This window comes from Streptomyces sp. NBC_00370, from assembly GCF_036084755.1.
Lineage (GTDB): Bacteria > Actinomycetota > Actinomycetes > Streptomycetales > Streptomycetaceae > Streptomyces.
Map to the genome: position 1 here is coordinate 1,465,749 of NZ_CP107968.1, position 26,483 is coordinate 1,492,231.

Below are 26,483 nucleotides of genomic sequence, written 5' to 3' on the forward strand. Positions count from 1 at the left end.
GCACACGTCAAGAGATTTCAAGCTCGTTGTCGATGAAGGCGAACATCTCGTCGTCCGTGGCCGAGTCGATCTGGTCGGCCACCGTTGCTTTGCCGGACTGCTCTCCGTTGTCGTTGAGGCTCGACAGGACCGTCTTGAGACGTGCGGCGAGCCGAGTGCGTGCTGCGCTTTCCTGCGTGAGACCGGCCATCGAGCTTTCGATCCGGTCCAGTTCGGCGAAGATCCGGAGGATGCCGGCCTCTTCGTCCTCGGCTCCGTCGAAGTGACCCACCAGGTGGTCGATCAGCTCGATCGGGGTCGGATAGTCGAAGATGAGCGTCGCCGGGAGGGAGAGTCCGGTGGCCGTGTTGATCCGGTTACGGAACTCCACCGCGGTGAGCGAGTCGAAGCCGAGTTCCTGGAACTGCCGCTGGGACTCGATCGCGGATGCGTCGGCGAAGCCGAGTACGGCGGCCACTTGGCCCCGTACCAGGTCCGACACCGCCGACTGCCGCTCGCCCGGATCCAGAGCGGCGAGCCGATCGGCCAGCCCCGCGGCTTCCGCCCCGCCGGCCGTCGCCCGCTTGGCGGGCTTGCGGACGAGTGCGCCGAACACCGCCGGCAGCCGATCCGCTGCCGCGCCCAGGGTCCTGAGATTGAGCCGGACCGGTACGAGGACGGCTCGATCCCCTGCGATCGTGCTGTCGAAAAGGGTGAGGCCGTCGTCGGGTGTGAGCGGGCTGATGCCGGTGCGCTCCAGACGACGGAGGTCGGTGTCGGCGAGTTGGCCGGTCATGCCGCCGGTTTCCCACAGTCCCCAGGCGAGTGAGGTGGCGGGCAGACCCTCGGTGTGTCGGTGGGTGGCGAGTGCGTCGAGGAAGGCGTTGGCGGCGGCGTAGTTGGCCTGTCCGGCGCCGCCGAGGGTGCCGGAGACGGAGGAGAAGAGCACGAAGGCGGTGAGGTCGAGGTGGCGGGTGAGTTCGTGGAGGTGCCAGGCGGCATCCGCCTTGGGCCGCAGGACGATGTCCATCCGGTCGGGGGTGAGGGACGGGATCGTGGCGTCGTCCAGGACACCGGCGGTGTGGATGACTCCGGTCAGTGGGTGGTCGGCGGGTATGGAGGCGATGAGTGCGGCGAGGGCGGCGCGGTCGGTGACGTCGCACGCGGTGGCGGTGACCTGGGCCCCGTGCGCGGTGAGATCGGCCAGGAGGTCGTCGGCGCCGGGGGCGTCGGGTCCGCGCCGGCTGGCGAGGAGCAGGTGGCGTACGCCGTGTTCGGTGACGAGACGGCGGGCGACCAGGGCACCGAGTCCGCCGGTGCCACCGGTGACCAGGACGGTGCCGTCCGGCGTGAAGACCGTCCCTTCCGGGCTGGGCACGACGGCCCGGGTGAGGCGGGGTACCCGTATCCCGCCCGCACGGATTGCGAGCTGCGGCTCACCGGTCGCCAGTGCGCTGCCGATGGCGTTGGTGGATGCGGGGTCGTGGTCCAGATCCAGCAGTACGAACCGGTCCGGCTGCTCGGCCTGCGCGGCCCGTACGAGACCCCACACGGCGGCCTGTACCGGATCAGCATCCCCGGACAGGTCCACGGCCACCCCGCCCTCAGTGACGACCACCAGACGGGAAGCGGCGAACCGCTCATCCACCAACCACTTTTGCACGGCACCCAGCACGTGATGCGTCAGCGCGCGGGCCGCTTCCGGCACCCCTGCGGATGTCGGCTCAGACAGCCTCAGCAGCACATAGTCCGGTACGTCACCCGCCTCCGACAGGTCCGGCAGCTCCGCGTATGCCGGAGCGACCGCGCTACCCGGTGCGGCATCCGCCACCAGCCAGTCCAACTGGAAGAGAGCGTCACGCAACCCACCTCCAGCTGCGGCGAGTTGATCTGCTGCCAAGGGGCGCAGTATGAGGGAGTTGATCGCGGCGACGGGTGCCCCGGTGGCATCCGCCACGGCCAAAGACACACCACCATCATCCGCAGCACTCAACCGCACCCGCAACGTCGTCGCACCCGTCGCATACAACGCCACCCGGTTCCACACAAACGGCAGATACGGGCGCCCCGCCTCCACCTCCGGCAAAAACCCACCAAACGCCAAACCATGCAACGCAGCATCCAACAGAGCCGGATGCAAACCGAAACGCCCCACATCACCCAACGCCGGCTCGGCCAGCGCCACCTCGGCGAACACCTCACCACCACTCCGCCAAGCAGCCCTCACCCCACGGAACACCTCACCGTACTCAAGACCCAACCCCGCCAGATCACCGTAAAGAGAACCCACATCGATCTGCTCAGCACCCCGCGGCGGCCACTGCACCAGATCAAAGCCCGGCACACTCTCCTCCCCGGACAGCACACCCGCCGCATGCTGAACCCAACCGCCCCCATCCTGCTCGCCCTCGGGACGGGAATGAATCGACACCCCACGACGCCCCGATGCGTCCGGCGCCGCAACCACCAACTGCAACTGCACACCACCACCAGACTCCGACAGAACCAGCGGAGCCTGCAAAGCCAGCTCCTCCAACACCGGAACGCCCGTCTCATCACCCACCCGCACCGCAGCCTCAACCAACACCGCACCCGGAACCACCACCACACCATTCACCACATGATCAGCCAGCCACGGCAACCCCGCCAACGACAGCCGACCACTGAACACCACCGACCCACCACCCGCAACCTCCGTCGCCGCACCCAACAACGGATGATCCACCACACCCAACCCAACCGAACCCATATCACCGGCCGCAGCCCTGGACTTCAGCCAGTACCGCTGCCGCTGGAAAGGATAGGTGGGGAGTTCAAGGTGCTGGGGGTGGACGCCGGCGAAGTACGTCGTCCAGTCGACGTGTGCACCGTGGGTGTGGAGCGTGGCCAGTGCCTCGACCACAGCTCGTGTCTCGTCACGGTCCTTGCGGACGGCGGGTACGAACGCCGCAGTCTCGTCAGCGTCGAGGGTCTGCTGGGCCAGGCCGGTGAGAACACCGTCCGGACCGACCTCGACAAACAGCGTGGCGCCCGCCGTGCGAGCTGCGGTGATGCCGTCCGCGAAACGAACCGCCTCACGCACATGCCGCACCCAGTAGTCGGGAGTGCTGAGCTGCCCCTCCTCGGCCAGTTGCCCGGTGACGTTCGAGATCAGCGGGATCGTCGGCTCGTGGTAGGTGAGGGCCTGGGCGATCTGCCGGAAGTCGTCCAGCATCGGGTCCATCAACGGCGAATGGAACGCGTGCGAGACACGCAGCCTGCGCGTCCGGATCCCCCGACCCGCCAGCAGCTGCCCGATCTCCCCGACCGCAGACTCCACTCCGGAGATCACCACAGCGGCAGGACCGTTCACGGCCGCGACACTCACCTCGTGCTCGCGCCCCTCCAGCAACGGCAGCACCTCAGCCTCAGAAGCGGCCACGGCGAGCATCGCACCACCACTCGGCAGCGCCTGCATCAACCGGGCACGAGCCGCCACCAGACGGCACGCATCCTCCAACGAGAACACCCCCGCCACATACGCGGCCGCCAACTCACCGATCGAATGCCCCGCCAGCACGTCAGCCGCAACCCCGTACGAGACCAGCAACCGGTACAGCGCCACCTCGAAAGCGAACAACGCCGGCTGCGTCATCCCCGTCTCATCCAACAGCCCAGCCAACTCCGAACCCGGCTCCGCGTGAACCACATCCCGCAGCGGATGTGCCAGCAACGGATCCAGAACCCCACACACCTCATCGAGCGCGGCAGCGAACACCGGGAACGACGAAGCCAGTTCGCGCCCCATACCCAGCTGCTGACTCCCTTGTCCCGCGAACAGCAGCGCCAACTTCCCGCCCCTGGGCCGCTCCGACCCGCCTTCGATCACCGAAGGACTGGCCTGCCCGTCGGCGAAGGCCGACAAGGCGGCGAGCAGTTCCGTACGATCCGCGCCCACGACGACCGCGCGCCGCTCCAACAGAGAGCGGGAAGAGACGAGTTCGGCGCCGACGTCCGCGATGTGCGCCTCCGGGTGCTCCGCGAACCAGTCACGAAGTCGGGCGGCCTGATCGCGGAGTGCCTCGCCGTCCCGGGCCGAGACCATCCAGGGCACCAGCGGCAGTTCCGTACGGCCTTCGGGTGCTGTGCCCGGCTCCGATGCCGGGGCCCGCTCGATGATCACGTGCGCGTTCGTCCCGCTGATCCCGAAGGAGGAGACCCCGGCCCGGCGCTGACGGTCCTGACCGCCCCACTCGCGTGCCTCGGTGAGGAGTTCCACCGCGCCGGCTGCCCAGTCCACGTGCGGCGACGGCGCGTCCACATGCAGCGTCTGCGGCAGCACACCGTGCCGCATCGCCATCACCATCTTGATGATGCCCGCGACACCTGCGGCGGCCTGCGTGTGACCGAGGTTGGACTTCACCGAGCCCAGCCACAGCGGCTGATCGTCCGGCCGGTCCTGCCCGTACGTCGCGATGAGGGCCTGTGCCTCGATCGGGTCGCCGAGCACCGTACCCGTCCCGTGCGCCTCCACCGTGTCCACGTCCGACGCGGCCAGACCGGCGTCGGCAAGAGCCTGCCGGATGACGCGCTGCTGCGAAGGACCGTTCGGCGCCGTCAGACCGTTGCTCGCACCGTCCTGGTTGACGGCCGACCCGCGCACGACCGCCAGGATGCTGTGCCCGTTGCGCTCGGCGTCGGAGAGCCGTTCGACGAGCAGCATGCCCGCGCCCTCCGACAGACCGACTCCGCCGTCCTCCGTCGCGAACGCCTTGCAGCGGCCGTCCACGGAGAGGTTGCGTTGCCGCGCGAACTCGATGAACGTCCACGGGGTGGCCATGACGGTCGCCCCGCCGGCCAGTGCCATGTCGCACTCACCCGACCGCAGCGCCTGCACCGCGAGGTGCAGGGCGACGAGCGAGGAGGAGCAGGCCGTGTCGACGGTGACCGCGGGACCTTCCAGCCCGAGGGTGTACGACACCCTGCCCGAGGCCACACTGCCCGAGTTGCCGGTGCCGATCAGACCTTCCAGCTCCGGGGGCAGCTCGCCCGCCTGGGAGACGTAGTCGTGGTACATCACACCCGCGAAGACACCGGTCCGGCTGCCGCGCAGGTCGACCGGGTCCAGTCCCGCGCGTTCGATGGCCTCCCAGGAGGTCTCCAGCAGCAAGCGCTGCTGCGGGTCCATCGCCAAGGCCTCGCGCGGGCTGATCCCGAAGAATGCCGGGTCGAACTCGCCCGCGTCGTAAAGGAATCCGCCGTGCCGGGCGTAGGTCGTGCCCCGGCTCGCCGGGTCCGGATCGTACAGCTTCTCCAGGTCCCAGCCACGGTCGGTCGGGAACTCGCCCACCGCGTCCTTGGCTTGGGAAACCAGGTCCCACAGCCCCTCGGGCGACATCACCCCACCCGGGAAGCGGCAGCCGATGCCGACGATCGCGACCGGCTCGTCATGTGACGCCGGTCGCAGGGTGGGCACCGGTGCCGCGTCCTGCGTACCGAGCAGTTCCTCGGTCAGGAGATCGACGAGCGCCAGCGGCGTCGGGTAGTCGAAGATGAGCGTGGCCGGGAGCCGCAGCCCGGTCGCCTCGTTGAGGCGGTTGCGGAATTCCACTGCCATCAGCGAGTCGAATCCCAACTCCTGGAAGGACAGGGTGGCTTCGACGGCCGAGGCGTCCTTGTAGCCGAGGACGGCGGCGACCTGGCCGCGCGCAAGCTCGTCCAGCAGGGACTTCCGCGCGCCGGCGTCCAGCGCGGTGAGCCGCCTCTTCAGTGTGGCCTCGCCCTCGGCACCACTCGCTGCCATGCGCCTGGCGGAACGGCCCACCAGCCCGCGCAGCAGCGGCGGAAGAAGCTCAGGGCGTGCACCCAGGGTCTTCAGATTCAGCCCCACCGGGACGAGCGTGGAGTGGGCGGACCGGAGGGAGGCGTCGAACAGCGCGAGGCCGTCCGCCGGCGACAGCGGCTGAACTCCCGAGCGCTCCAGTCGTCGCAGATCGGCCTCGTCCAGCTCGCTCACCATGCCGCCGCCCGCCCACAGGCCCCAGGCCAGTGAGGTGGCGGGCAGGTCCTGGGTGTGACGGTGGTGGGCGAGTGCGTCGAGGAAGGCGTTCGCGGCGGCGTAGTTGGCCTGTCCGGCACTGCCCCAGACGCCTGCCATGGACGAGAACAGCACGAAGGCGGTGAGGTTGAGGTCGCGGGTGAGTTCGTGGAGGTGCCAGGCGGCGTCCGCCTTGGGCCGCAGGACCGTATCCATCCGGTCGGGGGTGAGGGACGGGATCGTGGCGTCGTCCAGGACGCCGGCGGTGTGGATCACACCGGTCAGCGGATGGTCGGCGGGTACGGAGGCGATGAGGTGAGCGACGGCGTCGCGGTCGGTGACGTCGCAGGCAACCGCATCAACCTCGGCGCCGTACTTGGTCAGTTCCGCGATCAGCTCGCCGGCACCAGGCGCATCCGCTCCACGGCGGCTCGCCAACAGCAGATGGCGCACACCATGCTCCACCACCACATGCCGGGCCACCAGCGCACCCAGACCGCCCGTACCACCGGTGACCAGCACCGTGCCGTCCGGCCTGAACACCGTCGCGTCCGAGCTGGGCACGACGGCCCGGGTCAGCCGAGGCACCTGTATCCCGCCCGCACGGATCGCGAGCTGTGGCTCACCGGTCGCCAGCGCGTAACCGACCGCACCAAGAGACTCAGGATCCTCGTCCAGATCCAGCAGTACGAACCGGTCCGGCTGCTCCGCCTGCGCGGCCCGTACCAGACCCCACACCGCGGCCTGTACCGGATCAGCATCCCCGGCCGCATCAACGGCCACCGCACCCTGAGTGACCACCACCAGACGCGATGCGGCGAACCGCCCGTCCACCAAACACTCTTGTACGGCACCCAGCACGTGATGCGTCAGCGCGCGGGCCGCGTCCGGCACCCCTGCGGATGTCGGCTCAGGCAGCCTCAGCAGCACATAGTCCGGAACATCACCAACTGCCAGTTCCGAGAGATCCGACAGCTCCGTATACGCCGGAGCCACCGTGGTGCCCGGTGCCGCATCCGCCACCGACCAGTTCAACTGGAAAAGCTTGCTGTGGTGCCCGGCGGCGCTTGCCGCGCCCAGCTCCCCGGTCGCCACCGGGCGTACCGCGAGCGAGCCCACGGTTGCCAGCGGCTGGCCCTCGGTGTCCGTCATGGTCAACGACACCGCGCCGGATCCGGTCGGAGAGACATGGATCCGCAGCTTCGTTGCGCCTGCCGCCTGGAGGGCGACCTCGCCCCAGGCGAACGGCAGGTACGGGCGTCCCGGCTCGGCGTCCTCGACGTAGCCGCCGAGGCTGATCGCGTGCAGGGCCGCGTCGAAGAGCGCCGGGTGGAGTCCGAACCGGGCCGCTTCGGCTGCTCCCTCCTCGGGGAGTGCCACCTCGGCGAAGACCTCGCCACCCTTGCGCCAAGCGGTCCGGAGCCCCCGGAAGGCCGGGCCGTAGCCGAGTCCCAGCTCGGCGAAATCGTCGTAGAGCCCGTCCAGCGCCACGGCCTCCGCATCCTCCGGCGGCCAGACGGCGGGCGCTGCGGGTGCGCTGATGGCCGTATCGCTCAGGATGCCGGCGGCGTGCTGGGTCCACGGCGCGTCCGCCGCCGCTCCGGCGGCGCTTTCGTCCGTGCGGGAGTAGATGGCGAGCTCGCGCCGCCCGTCCCGGTCAGGCGCGCCGACGGTCAGCTGGAGCTGGACCTCCGCGCTCTCCGGCACGACAAGCGGGGACTGGAGGGTCAGCTCTTCCAGCGTCCCGCAGTCCACCTCGTCACCCGCGCGGATCGCCAGCTCGACCAGACCAGCTCCCGGGAGCAGGACGGTTCCGTTGACCCGGTGATCCGTGAGCCACGGCTGTGCCTTCAGCGACAGCCGGCCGGTGAGCACCAGTGTCTCGCCGCCGGCCAGTCCGGTTGCCGCGCCGATCAGGGGGTGCCCGGTGGCCCGCAGGCCGAAGCTCGCCACGTCGCCACCGCCGACGGGTGACTGGAGCCAGTAGCGCTCGTGCTGGAAGGCGTACGTGGGCAGGTCTACGATCCGGGGCCGGGCCGGGGCGAAGAACGCCTTCCAGTCCACCTCGGCGCCACGTACCCACAGCTCGGCCGCCGACGTCAGGAAGCGGGCCATGCCGCCTTCCTGCCGGCGCAGTGTCCCCACCACCACCGCGTCACCGGCGCCCGCGCGCTCCAGGCTCTCCTGGACGCCGATCTTCACCACCGGATGCGCGCTGGACTCCACGAAGAACCGGAAACCCTCACGGGCCAGCGCCTCGATCGCCGGACCGAACTGCACCGTGCCCCGCAGGTTCCGGTACCAGTACGCGGCATCCGCTTCCTCGCCGCTCAGCCACTCCTGCCGCACCGTCGAATACCACGGCACCGAAACGGCCTGCGGCCTGACCGGGCCCAGTACGTCAAGCAGCTCCGCCTCAATCGTCTCCACGTGAGCGGAATGCGAGGCGTAGTCCACCTCGATACGACGTGCCCGTACGCCTTCCGCCTCGTAGTCGGCGACCAGCGTGTCCAGCAGTCCCGCGTCACCGGACACGACCGTCGACGACGGGCCGTTCACCGCCGCCACCGACACGGCCCCGCCCAGCAATGCCAGGCGCTCTTCCACCGCGTCCGCCGGAAGCGGGACCGACACCATGCCCCCACGCCCTGACAGTCCGACCAGCGCCCGGCTGCGCAGAGCCACCACCCGCGCACCGTCCTCCAACGACAACCCACCCGCCACAACGGCAGCAGCGATCTCGCCCTGCGAATGACCCACCACCGCGTCCGGCACCACACCCACCGAAGCCCACACCGCGGCCAGCGACACCATCACCGCCCACAACACCGGCTGCACGACGTCCACCCGGTCCAGCCCCGGCGCATCTACGTCGCCACGCAACACCCTGGTCAACGACCAGTCCACGTAAAGACTCAGCGCCCGCTCGCACTCACTCAGCCGCGCGGCAAACACCTCGTTGGAGTCCAGCAACTCCACGGCCATGCCTGCCCATTGAGACCCCTGGCCAGGGAAGACGAACACCACACGCCCAGCCGAGCCGGCCACTCCCTCCACCACACCAGGGAACGGCACACCCTCAGCCAGCGCAGCCACACCGTCACGCAACTCCGCATCCCCGCCGCCCACAACCACCGCGCGATGCTCGAACACCCCACGCGACACGGCCAACGAGTGCCCCACATCCACCACGGACTCCACACCCACCAACCCGCCCAGCCGCCGGGCCTGTCCGCGCAACCCACCAGCGGAACGACCCGACATCACCCACGGCACCACACCGCCAACAGCAATCGGCTCCGCGGGAACCACCACTCCGGAAGCCTCCGCAGGAGCCTCTTCCAGCACCACATGCGCGTTCGTACCGCTGACCCCGAACGATGAGACGGCGGCCCGGCGTGCCCGTGCTGCGTCCGGCCATTCCCTTGTCTCGGTGAGGAGTTCGACCGCGCCCGCCGTCCAGTCCACGTGCGGCGACGGCGCGTCCACATGCAGCGTCTGCGGCAGCACACCGTGCCGCATCGCCATCACCATTTTGATGATGCCCGCAGCGCCGGCCGCGGCCTGGGTGTGGCCGACGTTGGACTTCACCGAGCCCAGCCACAGCGGCCGGTCCTCCGGACGGTCCTGCCCGTACGTCGCCAGCAGCGCCTGTGCCTCGATCGGGTCACCCAGCGCCGTGCCCGTACCGTGCGCCTCCACGGCGTCGACATCGGCCGTCGTCAGACCGGCGTTGGCCAGCGCCTGCCGGATCACCCGCTGCTGCGACGGACCGTTCGGCGCCGTGAGGCCGTTGCTCGCGCCGTCCTGGTTGACCGCGGTCCCACGGACGACCGCGAGCACCTGATGACCGTTCTTCCGGGCGTCCGACAGGCGCTCCACGAGCAGCATGCCGACGCCCTCGCCCCAGCCGGTGCCGTCGGCACCTGCGGCAAACGCCTTGCAGCGGCCGTCGACCGACAACCCTCGCTGCCGCGAGAACTCCACGAAGGTGCCTGGCCTCGCCATCACGGTGACCCCGCCGGCCAGCGCCATGTCACACTCGCCGGACCGCAGCGCCTGCGCCGCGAGGTGCAGTGCTACCAGCGACGACGAGCACGCCGTGTCCACCGTCACCGCGGGACCCTCGAAACCGAAGGTGTACGACACCCGGCCCGACGCCACACTGCCTGAGTTTCCGGTACCGATCAGACCCTCCAACTCCGCGGGCACGGAGGTGAGATGCGAGGCGTAGTCGTGGTACATCACGCCGGCGAAGACGCCGGTACGGCTGCCCCGCAGTCCCGCCGGGTCGAGACCCGCCCGCTCCATCGCCTCCCAGGACGTCTCCAGCAGCAGCCGCTGCTGCGGGTCCATCGCCAGCGCCTCACGCGGGCTGATCCCGAAGAAGCCCGGGTCGAACTCGCCCGCCTCGTAGAGGAATCCACCGCGCTTGGTGTACGTCGTTCCCCGGCTCGCCGGGTCCGGGTCGTACAGCTTCTCCAAGTCCCAGCCACGGTCGGTCGGGAAGTCGCCGATCGCGTCCTTGCCCTGGACCACCAGGTCCCACAGATCCTCGGGCGACACCACCCCGCCCGGGTAGCGGCAGGCCATCCCCACGATCGCGATCGGCTCGTCGTCCACCGATGTCGTGGCCGAGGCAACGGGCCCGGCATCGGCGGCTGTTCCGCCCAGCTCCTGGTCGAGGTGGTCCGCCACGGCACGCGACGTCGGATAGTCGAAGACCAGTGTCGCCGGGAGCCGCAGCCCCGACAGGGCGTTCAGCCGGTTCCGCAGTTCGACGGCGGTCAGCGAGTCGAATCCCAGCTCCTGGAACGCCCGGTCCGGCTGCACGGCGTCCACCGAGTCGTGGCCCAGTACGGCGGCGATCTCCTCGCGCACCAGGTGCGACAGGGTCCGAGCACGTTCCTCGGCGTCCAGCCCGGCAAGGCGCTGCGCCAGCACCGAGCTGCCGGCGCCCGTCTCCGCTCCCGGCTTTGCCGCCTTCCGTACGCGACCGCGCACCAGCCCGCGCAACAGTGTCGGTACGCCGTCGCCCCGCGCCCGCAGGGCGTCGGCGTCGACCCGTATCGGCACCAGCGTCGCTGTGTCGGCACGCAGCCCGGCGTCGAAGGCCGCCAGGCCCTCGTCCACGGACAGCATCGGCAGCCCCTGGCGCCGCATGCGCTCAAGGTCGACCTTGGTCAGCCACTGGCTGAGACCGGTGTCCGTGTCCCAGAGGCCGTACGCGAGGGACGTGGCCGTGAGCCCGTGTGCCCGGCGGTGCTGAGCGAGCGCGTCGAGGAAGACGTTCGCCGCAGCGTACGGTGCCTGACCGGCGGCAAGGACCAGCCCGCCGGCGGACGAGAACAGCACGAACGCCTTGAGGTCCAGCTCACGCGTCAACTCATGAAGATGCCAGGCCGCGTCCGCCTTCGGACCGAACACACCGTCCAACCGCTCCGGCGTCAACGAACCCACCAGCCCGTTGTCACCCACACCCGCCGCATGCACCACACCCACCAGCGGATGATCAGCGGAAACACTGCCAACCAGCCCCGCCAGAGCCTCACGGTCGGTCACATCACACGCGACCGCACCCACCTGAGCGCCGTACTCGGCCAGCTCCGCGATCAACTCCCCCGCACCAGAAGCATCCGCACCACGCCGACTCGCCAACACCAGATGACGCACACCATGCTCAACCACCAGACGCCGAGCCACCAACGCGCCCAAACCACCCGTACCACCGGTGACCAGCACCGTCTCTTCCGGTGTGAAGACCGGCGCCAGGTCGTGCGTCCCGGGAGCAGCAGCCCGTGCCAGACGCGGTACGCGCACCTCACCGCCGGACAAGGCCAGTTGGGACTCGCCGGTTGCCAGGGCGTCACTGATCGCATCGACGGACGCGGGGGTGTCGTCCAGATCCAGCAGCACGAACCGGTCCGGCTGCTCCGCCTGCGCCGCCCGTACGAGACCCCACACGGCGGCCTGTACCGGATCGGCGTCCCCGGTCGCGTCCACCGCCATCGCACCACGCGTCACCAGCACCAGGCGAGAGGACGCGAACCGCTCGTCCACCAACCACTGCTGCACCGCCGCCAGTACGCCGTGCGTGGCCTCGCGCAGCGCCTCCGGGACGTCACCAACCGTGGCCGGCAGCGTCAGCAGCACATACTCCGGAACCTCGGCGGCTTCTGCCAGCGCCACCAGATCCGCATGGACAGGTGCTCCGGTGCCGAAACCGTCCGTGCCTACGACGGCCCATCGCACGTCCGCCGCAGAAGCAGCAACCGGCGCCGGCTTCCAGTCCAGTTGGTAGAGGACGTCATGGTGGGCACCGGTGGTGCCGAGTTGATCCAGCGACACCGGTCGCATGGCGAGGGAGCCGATCTCGGCGACCGGCGCACCCGCCGCATCGGCGATGGCCAGCTCGACCTCGCCGTGCGTGCCGGCGGGGGCGATCCGTACGCGGAGCGCGGTCGCGCCCGCCGCGTACAGCGCGACCCGGTTCCAGGCGAACGGCAGATACGGTCGTCCGGCCTCGACCTCCGGCAGGAAGTCGCCGAGCGCCATGCTGTGCAAGGCCGCGTCCAGGAGGGCGGGGTGAATGCCGAAGTGCTCGGCATCCGCGTGTGCTTGTTCGGGCAGAGTGATCTCGGCGAAGACCACCTCGGCGTCGCGCCAGGCGGCCGTCAGCCCTTGGAAGGTCTTCCCGTACTCCAGGCCCAGTCCGGCAAGGGTGTCGTACAGGTCCGCCACGTCGACCGGCTGCGCGTCCTTCGGGGGCCACTGCACCATGTCGAAGGGGCGCGCGGGAGCGACCTCGGCGAGCACTCCCGTGGCGTGCCGGGTCCAGCTCTCCTCGCCCGAACTGCCTTCGGCACGCGAGTGGATCGTCACCTCGTGCCGGTCGGACTCGGCCGCAGTGACCGCCAACTGGAGCTGGACGCTCTCACCTTTGGGCACGACGAGCGGAGCCTGGAGGGTCAGTTCGTCCAGCACCGGGTAGCCGATCTCGTCGCCGACCCGTACCGCCAACTCCACGAGCGCGGCGCCCGGCACGATGACCGTTCCGTTGACTGCGTGGTCCGCCAACCACGGTTGCGCCGCCAACGACAGCCGCCCGGTGAACAAGAACCCCGCCGAACCCGGCAGTTCCGTCGCCGCGCCGAGGAACGGGTGCTCGATCGCGCTGAGCCCGACCGTCGCGACGTCGCCGCTGACCACACCGGACTCGACCCAGTAGCGCCGCCTCTGGAAGGCGTAGGTCGGCAGCTCAACAGGACGGTGCCGGGCGGCCGCGAAGTGGGGCGTCCAGTCGACGCGTACGCCGCGGGTGTGCAGGGTGGCCAGGGCCTCGACCACGGCCCGTGTCTCGTCACGGTCCTTACGGACGGCGGGAACGAACGCCGCACTCTCGTCACCGTCGAGGGACTGCTGGGCCAAGCCGGTGAGAACACCGTCCGGACCGACCTCGACAAACAATGTGGCGCCGGCCGTACGAGCTGCGGTGATGCCGTCCGCGAAACGAACGGCCTCACGCACGTGCCGCACCCAGTAGTCGGGGGTGGTGAGTTGGCCGAGCTCGGCGAGCTGACCGGTGACGTTCGAGATCAGCGGAATCGCCGGCTCGGCGTAGGTCAGACTCTCGGCGACCTGCCGGAAGTCCTCCAGCATCGGGGCCATCAACGGCGAGTGGAACGCGTGCGAGACACGCAGCCTGCGGGTACGGACGTCCCGATTGGCCAGCACCTGGCCAATGTCGTCCATGGCCGATTCAGTGCCGGAGATGACGACGGCGGCAGGCCCGTTGACGGCCGCGACGCTCACTTCATGCTCGCGGCCTTCCAGCAGCGGCAGCACCTCTGCCTCGGGTGCGGCGACGGCGAGCATCGCACCACCGCTCGGCAGCGCCTGCATCAGCCGGGCACGCGCCGCGACCAGGCGGCAGGCGTCCTCCAGGGAGAACACCCCGGCCACATGTGCGGCTGCCAGCTCACCGATGGAATGCCCGGCCAGTACGTCGGCGGTGATGCCGTACGAGACAAGCAGTCGGTACAGCGCCACCTCGAAGGCGAACAGGGCCGGCTGCGTCATCCCGGTCTCGTCCAGCAGACCTGCCAGCTCAGAGCCAGGCTCCGCGTGGACGACGTCCCGTATCGGGTGTGCCAGCAGCGGATCCAGAACCGCACACACCTCGTCCCAGGCGGCAGCGAACACCGGGAACGACGAGGCCAGTTCGCGGCCCATGCCCAGCCGCTGACTCCCCTGCCCGGCGAACAGCAGCGCGAGCTTCCCACCCGTACCGTTGCCCGTCACCACACCAGCAGCAGACGCCCCGGACGCCACCGCCGCCAAACCCGCCAGCAGCTCGTCCCGGTCGGCACCGACCACAACCGCCCGCTCGTCAAGCAGCGCGCGCCCCGTGGCAAGCGTCCGGGCGATATCCGCCGGTGCAAGCTCAGGACGGGCCGCCACCCAGGTGTGGAGCCGGTCCGCCTGGTCGCGCAGCGCGTCGAGATCGTTGGCCGAGACCGTCCACGGCACAAGGGAGAGGTCCGGTGACGTCTCCGGGACGTCCGCGCTCTCCAACTCACCGACGGGAGCTGGCTGTTCCACGATGACGTGGACGTTCGTCCCGCTGATGCCGAACGACGAGACGCCCGCGCGACGCGGGTGGCCGTTCTGCGGCCATTCCCGTGCCTCGGTGAGGAGTTCGACCGCCCCTGCCGACCAGTCCACGTGCGGCGATGCCTCGTCGACGTGCAGGGTCTTGGGCAGCAGTCCGTGGCGTATCGCCATCACCATCTTGATGACCCCGCCCACGCCGGCGGCTGCCTGCGCATGTCCCATGTTCGACTTCACCGAGCCGAGCCACAGCGGCCGGTCCTCCGGGCGGTCCTGCCCGTATGTCGCGATCAGGGCCTGCGCCTCGATCGGGTCACCCAGCGTCGTACCCGTACCGTGCGCCTCCACGGCATCGACATCGGCCGTCGTCAAACCGGCGTTGGCCAGCGCCTGCCGGATCACGCGCTGCTGCGACGGACCGTTCGGCGCCGTCAGACCATTACTCGCACCGTCCTGGTTGACCGCCGAGCCGCGCACCACGGCCAGCACAGGGTGACCGCTCCGCCGAGCGTCCGACAGCCGCTCCACGAGCAGCATGCCCGCACCCTCGGCCCAGCCCGCGCCGTCCGCCGAAGCGGAGAACGCCTTGCAGCGGCCGTCGACAGCGAGACCGCGCTGCCGGGAGAACTCCACGAACATGCCCGGTGTCGCCATCACCGTCACACCGCCGGCCAGCGCCATGTCACATTCGCCGGACCGCAGCGCCTGCACCGCAAGGTGCAGTGCCACCAGCGACGACGAGCACGCCGTGTCCACCGTCACCGCGGGACCTTCGAAACCGAAGGTGTACGACACCCGGCCCGACACGAGGCTTCCGCCGCTGGTGGATCCCTGGGCGACGCCGAGTCCGTAGTCGTGGTACATCAACCCCGCGAACACACCCGTACGGCTGCCACGTGCCGACCCGGGATCGATACCGGCCCGCTCGAACGCCTCCCACGAGGTCTCCAGCAGCAACCGTTGCTGCGGGTCCATCGTCTGTGCCTCGCGCGGCGAGATCCCGAAGAAGCCCGGGTCGAACTCCCCTGCGTCGTAGAGGAATCCACCACGCCGGGTGTACGTCCTGCCGGGTGTGCCCGGCTCCGGGTCGTAGAGCTTCCCGATGTCCCAGCCTCGGTCGGTCGGGAAGTCCGACACGGCGTCGCGGCCGTCCACGACCAATTGCCAGAGGTCATCGGGCGAGGCGACCCCGCCCGGGTACCGGCAGGCCATTCCGACGATGGCGATCGGCTCGTCGTCCGCCAGGCGTGTGGCCACCGTCGTTGATGCGGATCCTGGTGCGGTTCCGGCGAGTTCGGCGGCGATGTGCTCGGCCACGGCATGGGACGTGGGGTAATCGAAGACCAGCGTGGCCGGCAGCCGCAGCCCGCTTGCCGCGTTGAGTTCGTTGCGCAGTTCCACGGCGGTCAGTGAGTCGAAGCCGAGGTCTCGGAAGGCCCGGTCTCCTGGGACCTCGTCCAGCGAGCCGTGCCCGAGTACGGACGCGGCCTTCTCCCGTACCAAGTCCCTCACCAGCCGAGTGCGTTCGGCTGCATCCAGGCCTACCAGACGCTGTGCGAGCGCCGAGGAACCTCCCCGTGCGGTGCCTGCTCGCGCGGCCTGTCGTACGCGACCGCGCACCAGCCCGCGCAGCAGTGTCGGTACGGCGTCGCCCCGCGCTCGCAGGGCCACCGCGTCGACCCGTATCGGGACCAGCGTCGCCGTGTCCGCGCGCAGCCCGGCGTCAAAGGCCGCCAGGCCCTCGTCCACGGACAGCGCCGGCAGACCCTGGCGGCGCATCCGCTCCAGATCGGCGTCGGTCAGGAACTGGGCCATGCCCGTGGGAGCCTGCCAGAGGCCGTACGCGAGGGACGTGGCCGCGAGCCCGTGCGCCCGGCGGTGCTGGGCGAGCGCGTCGAGGAAGACGTTCGCCGCCGCGTAGTTGCCCTGTCCTGCCGCGAGGACCAGCCCGCCGGCGGACGAGAACAGCACGAACGCCTTGAGGTCCAGCTCACGCGTCAACTCATGAAGATGCCAGGCCGCGTCCGCCTTCGGACCGAACACACCGTCCAACCGCTCCGGCGTCAACGAACCCACCAGCCCGTTGTCACCCACACCCGCCGCATGCACGACGGCCGCCAGCGGATGATCAGCGGACATCCCGCCAACCAGCCCTGCCAGAGCCTCCCGATCGGTCACATCACACGCGACCACAGCCACCTCGGTGCCGTACTCGGCCAGCTCCGCGATCAACTCCCCCGCACCAGGAGCATCCGCACCACGCCGACTCGCCAACACCAGATGACGCACACCATGCTCAACCACCAGACGACGAGCCACCAACGCGCCCAGACCACCCGTACCACCGGTCACCAGCACCGTCTCTTCCGATGTGAACACCACATCCCGTTCACCGGAGACAACGGCCCGGGACAGCCGTGGCACCCGCACCTCGCCACCGCGTACGGCTGCTTCCGGCTCCCCCGATGCCACTACGGCGGACAGCAGTTGCCGCTGGGACTCCTCGCCGCCGTCCACGTCCGCGTCCACGAGCACGAAGCGGCCCGGATTCTCGGCCTCTGCGGCCCGTACGAGACCCCATACCGCGGCCTGTACCGGATCGGCGTCCCCGGCCGCGTCCACGGCCACCGCGCCCCGGGTGACCACCACCAGGCGGGAGGAAGCGAACCGCTCGTCCACCAACCACTCCTGCACCGCCGCCAGTACCCCGTACGTGGCCCCGCGCAGCGCCGCCGGAACAGCCGAATCGGCATCGACGGACTCGACCACATACAGCGCGGCTTCGGGCGCGGCCTCGCCCGCGCCGACCGCCGCCTTCACCGTCTCCAGATCGGCAAGGTCGTGCGCTGTCACGGCGTCCGCCGACTGGAGCACGGCCCAGTCCATCCGGAAGAGCGTGTCGGTCCGCCCCTTGGCCGCGGCGAGCTGGTCGGCGGACACCGGCCGTGTGGCGAGCGATCCGACCGACAGGACCGGTGCCCCGGTAGTGTCGGCGATCGTCATCGCCACGGAGTTCCCCTGCGACTCCGAGATGTGTACGCGTACGGCGGTCGGCCCTGCGGCATGCAGACTCACGCCGGCCCAGGAGAACGGCAGGACCGTGCGCGCGTCCCCGTTCCGGTCGTCGCCGCCGTCGAGCAGCAGCGAGTGCATGGCGGCGTCGAGGAGCGCCGGGTGCAGCCCAAAGCGCGCGGCATCGGCCAACGCCTGCTCCGGCAGTTCAACCTCGGCGAACACGTCGCCCTGACGCCGCCACACGGCCTTCAGTCCCTGGAAGACGGGTCCGTACTCGTAGCCCCTGTCCAGCAGCGAGTCGTACGCGCCGGTCACGTCGACCGCGGTCGCTCCGGCGGGCGGCCACTGCTCCAGGTCCGCAGCGGACTGCGGCACCGCACTGGTCAGTACACCTTCGGCATGCTGGGTCCACGGCCCGGCCGCGTCGCTCTCTTCCCGCGAGTGAATCGCCACGGGCCTGCCGCCGGAGGCATCGGCGCCACCGACAACGACCTGGAGCTGGAGACCTCCTGCGGCCGGCACCATCAGCGGTGCCTGCAAGGTCAGTTCCTCCAGCACCGTGCACCCGGCCTCCTGCCCGGCCCGAACCGCCAGCTCCAACAGCCCGGTGCCCGGGAGCAGAACGTTTCCGAGGACGTTGTGGTCGGCGAGCCAGGGGTGGGTGGACAGCGCGAGCCGTCCGGTGAGGGTGAGGTGGTCGCCGTCCGGGGAGGGCACAGCGGCGGTGAGGAGGGGATGGTCGATGGCGTTCTGGCCGGCGGTTGTCACGTCGCCGGTCGTGATGGCGGACTTCAACCAGTAGTGCTGGTGCTGGAAGGCGTAGGTGGGGAGTTCGAGGTGGCGGAGGGGGGTGCGGGCGAAGTACGTTGCCCAGTCGACGCGAACGCCACGGGTGTGGAGGGTGGCGAGGGCTTCGACCACGGCGCGTGTCTCGTCGCGGTCTTTGCGGACAGCGGGAACGAAGGCGGTGTTCTCGTCACCGTCGAGGGTCTGCTGGGCGAGGCCGGTCAGAACACCGTCAGGGCCGACCTCGACGAAGAGCCTGGCGCCGGTCGCACGAGCAGCTGTCACCCCGTCGGCGAAGCGAACTGCCTCACGGACGTGCCGCACCCAGTAGTCGGGGGTGCTGAGCTGCCCCTCCTCGGCTAGCTGCCCGGTGACGTTGGAGATCACCGGGATCGCCGGCTCGGCGTAGGTCAGGCTCTCGGCGACCTGCCGGAAGTCGTCCAGCATGGGGTCCATCAGAGAGGAGTGGAACGCGTGCGAGACACGCAATCTGCGCGTCCGGATCTCGCGACCGGCCAGTACCTGACCGATCTCCTCGACCGCCGACTCCGCACCGGAGATCACCACGGCGGCAGGACCGTTGACGGCCGCGATGCTCACCTCGTGCTCGCGGCCCTCCAGCAGCGGGAGAATGTCCGTCTCGGGTGCGGCGACGGCGAGCATGGCACCGCCGCTCGGCAGTGCCTGCATCAGTCGGGCACGCGCCGCGACCAGGCGGCTGGCGTCCTCCAACGAGAACACCCCGGCCGCATGTGCGGCTGCCAACTCACCGATGGAGTGTCCGGCCAGTACGTCCGCTGTGATGCCGTACGAACTGAGAAGCCGGTACAGGGCCACTTCGAAAGCGAACAGTGAAGGCTGCGTCATCCCGGTCTCGTCCAGCAGACCGGCCAGCTCAGAGCCAGGCTCCGCGTGGACGACGTCCCGTACCGGGTGCGCCAGCAGCGGATCCAGAACCCCACACACCTCATCCCAGGCGGCAGCGAACACCGGGAACGAGGAGGCCAGTTCGCGACCCATGCCCAGCCGCTGACTCCCCTGCCCGGCGAACAGCAGCGCCAGCTTCCCGCCCGCACCACTGCCGGTCACCACACCAGCAGCCGACGCCCCGGACGCCAGCGCCGCCAAACCTGCCAGCAGCTCGTCCCGGCCGGCGCCGACCACTACCGCCCGCTCGTCCAGCACCGTCCGCGAAGACACCAACGCGCGGCCCACCGCTGCGACATCCGCTTCCGGAGCATCCTCCGCCCACTCCCGCAGACGGGCCGCCTGGCCACGCAGCGCCTCCGGGTTCCGCGCCGACATCACCCACGGCACCAGCGACAGGGCCAGCCCGTCAGCCGTACCCTCAGCCTCCACAGCTGAGTCAGCCAACTCGCCCTGCTCAATGACCACATGGGCGTTTGTGCCGCTCACACCGAACGACGAGATTCCGGCGCGTCGCGGACGCTCCGACGCTTCCCAATCCCGGGACTCAGTCAGCAGCTCGACGGCACCCGCCGACCAGTCCACGTGCGGCGACGGCGCGTCCACGTGCAGCGTCTGCGGCAGCACACCGTGCCGCATCGCCATCACCATCTTGATGATGCCGCCCACACCCGCAGCCGCCTGGGTATGACCGATGTTCGACTTCAACGACCCTAGCCACAGCGGCCGGTCCTCCGATCGCCCCTGCCCGTACGTCGCCAGCAGCGCCTGCGCCTCGATCGGGTCACCCAGCGTCGTCCCCGTACCGTGCCCCTCGACCGCGTCGACATCGGCCGTCGTCAGGCCCGCATTCGCCAACGCCTGGCGGATCACCCGCTGCTGCGAGGGGCCGTTCGGCGCCGTCAGACCATTACTCGCACCGTCCTGGTTGATCGCCGACCCGCGCACCACCGCCAGGACCGGATGACCGTTCCGCCGTGCGTCCGACAGCCGCTCCACGAGCAGCATGCCGACGCCCTCACCCCAGCCGGTGCCATCGGCACCTGCGGCAAACGCCTTGCAGCGGCCGTCAACCGAGAGCCCCCGCTGGCGCGAGAACTCCACAAACGTCCCCGGCGTGGCCATCACCGTCACACCGCCGGCGAGGGCCATGTCGCACTCACCCGAGCGCAGCGCCTGCACCGCCCAGTGCAACGCCACCAGCGACGACGAGCACGCCGTGTCCACCGTCACCGCAGGACCCTCGAAACCGAAGGTGTACGACACCCGACCCGACGCCACACTGCCCGAGTTACCGGTACCGATCAGCCCCTCCAACTCACCTGGCACAGAGCCGAGCTGGGTCGCGTAGTCGTGGTACATGACGCCGGCGAAGACACCCGTCCGGCTGCCGCGCAGCTCGGTCGCGTTGATCCCGGCCCGCTCGATCGCCTCCCAGGAGGTCTCCAGCAGCAGTCGCTGCTGCGGATCCATGGCGAGAGCTTCACGCGGCGAGATCCCGAAGAACCCAGGATCGAACTCCCCGGCCCCATACAGGAATCCGCCATGCCGGGCATACGACGTCCCCCGGCTCTCCGGATCCGGGTCGTACAGCTTCTCCACATCCCAGCCACGGTCAGCCGGAAACTCACCCACACCATCCCGAGCCCCCGCCACCAGATCCCACAAACCCTCCGGCGACACCACCCCACCCGGATACCGGCACGCCATCCCCACAATCGCGATCGGATCATCGTCAACGGCTCTGGTCGCCACGGCGGCCGGAGCACCGGTCGTGGTGCCGAGGAGTTCGGCGCTCAGGTGCTCGGCAAGTGCTGCCGGCGTGGGGTAGTCGAAGACCAGCGTGGTGGGCAGTCGGAGTCCGGTCGTCGTGTTGATCCGGTTACGGAATTCCACTGCGGTGAGCGAGTCGAACCCGATGTCCTGGAACTGGCGCTGAGGCTCGATCGCCGATCCGTCGGCGAATCCGAGTACGACGGCGACCTGCCCCCGTACCAACTCCAGCAGAGCCGACGCCCGTTCGTCTGTCGTGAGGGCCGCCAGGCGCTCGATCAGGCCGGCCGTCCCCGCCTCGGTGACAGCCGCCCGGCGCGTAGGTGCGGGCGCCAGCCCTCGGAGCATCGCGGGCAGGTAGTCCCCCGCCGCGCTCAGCGTCTTCAGGTCGAGCCGCACCGGAACCACGGCGGCCCGGTCCTGGCGCAGTGCCGCGTCGAACAGGGCCAGCCCGTCGCCGTCGGACAGGGGCCTGACACCGCTGCGCTCCAGGCGGCGGATGACGGACTCGTCCAGGTCACCGGCCATGCCGCCGGTCTCCCAGAGGCCCCAGGCCAGCGAAATGGCGGGCAGGCCCTGGGTGAGTCTGTGCTCCGCCAGCGCGTCCAGGAACGCGTTCGCCGCCGCGTAGTTCCCCTGCCCTGCCGTGCCCAGCACGCCGGCCGCCGAGGAGAACAGCACGAACGCCGTCAGGTTCAGATCGCGGGTGAGTTCATGAAGGTGCCAGGCCGCGTCCGCCTTCGGCCGGAGGACGGTGTCCATGCGGACGGTGGTGAGCGCCGGGATGGTGGCGTCGTCCAGGACGCCCGCAGTGTGGATCACGCCGGTCAGCGGCCGGCTGTCGGGCACGTCACGTATCAGGCGGGCGAGGGCGGCACGGTCCGTGACGTCGCAAGCCTCGACGACCACTTCGGCGCCGTGGCCCGCGAGTTCGGCCACCAGTTCCTCGGCGCCGGGGGCGTTCGGTCCGCGGCGGCTGGCGAGCAGCAGATGACGTACGCCGTGCTCGACCACCAGGTGACGAGCGACGAGCGCGCCCAGGCCACCCGTCCCGCCGGTGATCAGTACCGTGCCCTCCGGTGCGAAGACCGGCGCCGGCTCGTCCGTGGCGGAGACGGCGGTCCGTGCCAGCCTCGGCACGCGCACTTCACCTGCGCGTACGGCCAGTTGGGGCTCACCGGTCGTCACGGCCTGACTGATCGCGTCCACGGAGGCGGCGTCGCCGTCGAGGTCGAGCAGGACGAACCGCCCGGGATGTTCGGCCTGCGCGGCCCGCACGAGCCCCCACACCGCCGCCTGCGCCGGGTCGATGAAGGTGTCGGTGTCACTGATGGCGTGATGGGTGACGACGACCAGCTGGGTGGTGGTGAGGTGGGGCTGGTTGAGCCAGCCCTGCACGAGCTGGAGGACGCCATGGGTGGCCGCGCGTGCGGCGTCGGGAGCGTCGAGGCTGGTGGTGGGGCAGGTGGCGAGGGCCCAGCGCGGCAGGGCGTCGGGGTCGTCCAGATTGGGCGCTGTGGCCAGTGCGGCCAGGCTGGGATAGACCTCGGCCCCGGTGCCGAAGTGGTCGGCCCCCAGTACCGCCCAGCGCTGCCCGTCCCGATTTTCGTCGAGCTGGACACTTGTCCACTCAAGGTGGAAGAGCGCGTCACGGAGCCCGCCACCCGGCGCGGCCAGCGCATCCGTGGAAAGCGGTCGCAGTATGAGGGAGTTGATCGCGGCGACGGGCGCCCCGGTGGCATCCGCCACCGCCAAAGACACACCACCATCATCCGCAGCGCTCAACCGCACCCGCAACGTCGTCGCACCCGTCGCATACAACGCCACCCGGTTCCACACAAACGGCAGATACGGGCGCCCCGCCTCCACCTCCGGCAAAAACCCACCAAACGCCAAACCATGCAACGCAGCATCCAACAGAGCCGGATGCAAACCGAAACGCCCCACATCACCCAACGCGCACTCGGCCAGCGCCACCTCGGCGAACACCTCACCACCACTCCGCCAAGCAGCCCTCACCCCACGGAACACCTCACCGTACTCAAGACCCAACCCCGCCAGATCACCGTAAAGAGAACCCACATCGATCTGCTCAGCACCCCGCGGCGGCCACTGCACCAGATCAAAGCCCGCCACACCCACCTCCGCAGACAGCACACCCTCCGCATGCTGAACCCAACCACCCCCACCCGACTCACCCTCCGCACGGGAATGAATCGACACCCCACGACGCCCCGACCCGTCCGGCGCCGCAACCACCAACTGCAACCGCACACCACCAGACGCCGACAGAACCAGCGGAGCCTGCAAAGCCAGCTCCTCCAACACCGGAACGCCCGTCTCATCACCCACCCGCACCGCAGCCTCAACCAACACCGCACCCGGAACCACCACCACACCATTCACCACATGATCAGCCAGCCACGGCAACCCCACCAACGACAGCCGACCACTGAACACCACCGACCCACCACCCGCAACCTCCGTCGCCGCACCCAACAACGGATGATCCACCACACCCAAACCAACCGAACCCACATCACCGCCGGCTGAACCTGACTCAAGCCAGAGGTGCTGGTGCTGGAAGGCGTAGGTGGGCAGTTCGATGTGACGAAGGGGGGTGGGCTCGAAGTATGTTGCCCAGTCGACGCGAACGCCACGGGTGTGGAGAGCAGCCAGGGCCTCGACCACAGCACGTGTCTCGTCGCGGTTCTTGCGGACGACCGGGACGAGAGCAACGTCCTCTTCGCCGTCGAGGGTCTGCTGGGCGAGGCCGGTGAGGACACCGTCGGGGCCGACCTCGACGAAAAGGCTGGCACCGGCCGCACGAGCCGCCGTCACGCCGTCCGCGAAGCGGACCGCCTCACGGACGTGCCGCACCCAGTAGTCGGGGGTGGCGAGCTGGCCTTGTTCGGCGAGCTGCCCGGTGACGTTGGAGATCAGCGGGATCGTCGGCTCGGCATAGGTCAGACCGTCCGCCACCTGCCGGAAGTCCTCCAACATCGGTTCCATCAACGGCGAATGGAACGCGTGCGAGACCCGCAGCCTGCGCGTCCGAATCCCCCGTCCCGCCAGCAGCTGACCGATTTCCTCAACGGCGGACTCCACACCGGAGATCACCACAGCGGCAGGCCCGTTCACGGCCGCGACGCTCACCTCGCGCTCGCGCCCCTCCAGCAGCGCCAGCACCTCAGGCTCAGAAGCGGCGACGGCGAGCATCGCACCACCACTCGGCAGCGCCTGCATCAACCGGGCACGCGCCGCCACCAGACGGCACGCATCCTCCAGAGAGAACACCCCCGCCACATACGCGGCCGCCAACTCACCGATCGAATGCCCCGCCAGCACGTCCGCCGCAACCCCGTACGAGACAAGCAACCGGTACAGCGCCACCTCGAAAGCGAACAACGCCGGCTGCGTCATGCCGGTTTCGTTGAGCAGCCCAGCCAGCTCCGAACCTGGCTCCGCGTGAGCGACGTCCCGTACCGGGTGTGCCAGCAGCGGATCCAGAACCGCGCACACCTCATCCCAGGCGGCGGCGAACACCGGCAACGAGGAGGCGAGTTCGCGACCCATACCCAGCCGCTGGCTACCCTGCCCGGCGAACAACAGCGCCAGCTTCCGGCCCGTACCACTACCGCTCACCACACCAGCAGCAGACGCCCCAGACGCCAGCGCCTCCAGACCTGCCAGCAGCTCGCCCCGGTCCGCGCCGACCACGACCGCCCGCTCGTCCAGCACCGTCCGCGACGAGACCAGCGCCCGACCCACCGCAGCGACATCCGCCTCAGGAGCGTCCTCCGCCCACTCCCGCAGACGGGCCGCCTGCCCCCGCAGCGCCTCCACGTTTCGGGCAGAGATCATCCACGGCACCAGCGGCAGCTCCGGCCCGTCAGCCGCACCCTCAGCCTCCGCCGTCGAGCCAGTCAACTCACCCTGTTCAATGACCACATGGGCGTTCGTGCCGCTCACGCCGAACGACGAGATTCCCGCCCGCCGAGCCCGCGAGACCTCCGGCCACGGCTGCGCCTCCGTCAGCAGCTCGACCGCGCCCGCCGACCAGTCCACGTGCGGCGACGGCGCGTCGACATGCAGCGTCTGCGGCAGCACACCGTGCCGCATCGCCATGACCATCTTGATGATGCCGCCCACACCCGCAGCCGCCTGAGTGTGACCGATGTTGGACTTCAACGACCCCAGCCACAGCGGCCGGTCCTCCGACCGGTCCTGCCCGTACGTCGCGATCAGCGCCTGCGCCTCGATCGGGTCACCCAGCGTCGTCCCCGTACCGTGCGCCTCAACCGCATCCACCTCACCAGCGGCAAGACCGGCATTCGCCAGCGCCTGCCGGATCACCCGCTGCTGCGAAGGACCGTTCGGCGCCGTCAGACCATTACTCGCACCGTCCTGGTTGATCGCCGACCCGCGCACCACCGCCAGCACCGGATGACCGTTCCGCCGTGCGTCCGACAGCCGCTCCACCAGGAGCATCCCCACGCCCTCGGCCCACCCGGTACCGTCCGCCGACGCCGAGAACGCCTTGCACCGGCCGTCCACCGACAATCCCCGCTGCCGGGAGAACTCGATGAACGTCCCCGGCGTGGCCATCACCGTCACACCGCCGGCCAGCGCCATGTCGCACTCACCCGAGCGCAGCGCCTGCACCGCCCAGTGCAACGCCACCAGCGACGACGAGCACGCCGTGTCCACCGTCACCGCAGGACCCTCGAAACCGAAGGTGTACGACACCCGCCCCGACGCCACACTGCCCGAGTTACCGGTACCGATCAGACCTTCCAGCTCCGGCGGAGCCTCGCCCGCCTGCGAGCCGTAGTCGTGGTACATGACACCCGCGAAGACCCCCGTCCGACTGCCCCGCAGCCCGGTCGCGTCGATCCCCGCCCGCTCGATCGCCTCCCACGACGTCTCCAACAACAACCGCTGCTGCGGATCCATCGCCAACGCCTCACGCGGCGAAATCCCGAAAAACCCAGGATCGAACTCCCCGGCCCCATACAGGAATCCGCCATGCCGGGCATACGACGTCCCCCGGCTCTCCGGATCCGGGTCGTACAGCTTCTCCACATCCCAGCCACGGTCAGCCGGAAACTCCCCCACACCATCCCGAGCACCCGCCACCAGATCCCACAAACCCTCCGGCGACACCACCCCACCCGGATACCGGCACGCCATCCCCACAATCGCGATCGGCTCGCGCGCGGCCCCGGCGAGTTGACGGTTCTGCTCGCGCAGACGCTCCGTCTCCTTCAGAGAGGCGCGCAGGGCTTCGATGAGTTTGGGGGCGTTCTCAGCCATTCTGCCTCGTGCTCCTCGCGGTACCGGGATATGGGTGGATGAGCGTGTGTGTCGGCGCAGG

Annotated in this window: 1 protein-coding gene; it reads right to left on the reverse strand. The window is 69.8% G+C overall.

Annotation, left to right across the window (positions count from 1 at the left end):
• Nucleotides 1-7 precede the first annotated feature (7 nt).
• Nucleotides 8-26,422: an SDR family NAD(P)-dependent oxidoreductase gene (locus tag OHS57_RS06205; protein WP_328581297.1), complete on the reverse strand. Its 26,415-nt coding sequence runs from the start codon at nt 26,420-26,422 to the stop codon at nt 8-10.
• Nucleotides 26,423-26,483: the final 61 nt, after the last annotated feature.

Coding starts and splice junctions, on each gene's coding strand:
- OHS57_RS06205 (WP_328581297.1), bottom strand. CDS start 26,422: ATGGCTGAGAACGCCCCCAAACTCATCGAAGCCCTGCGCGCCTCTCTG.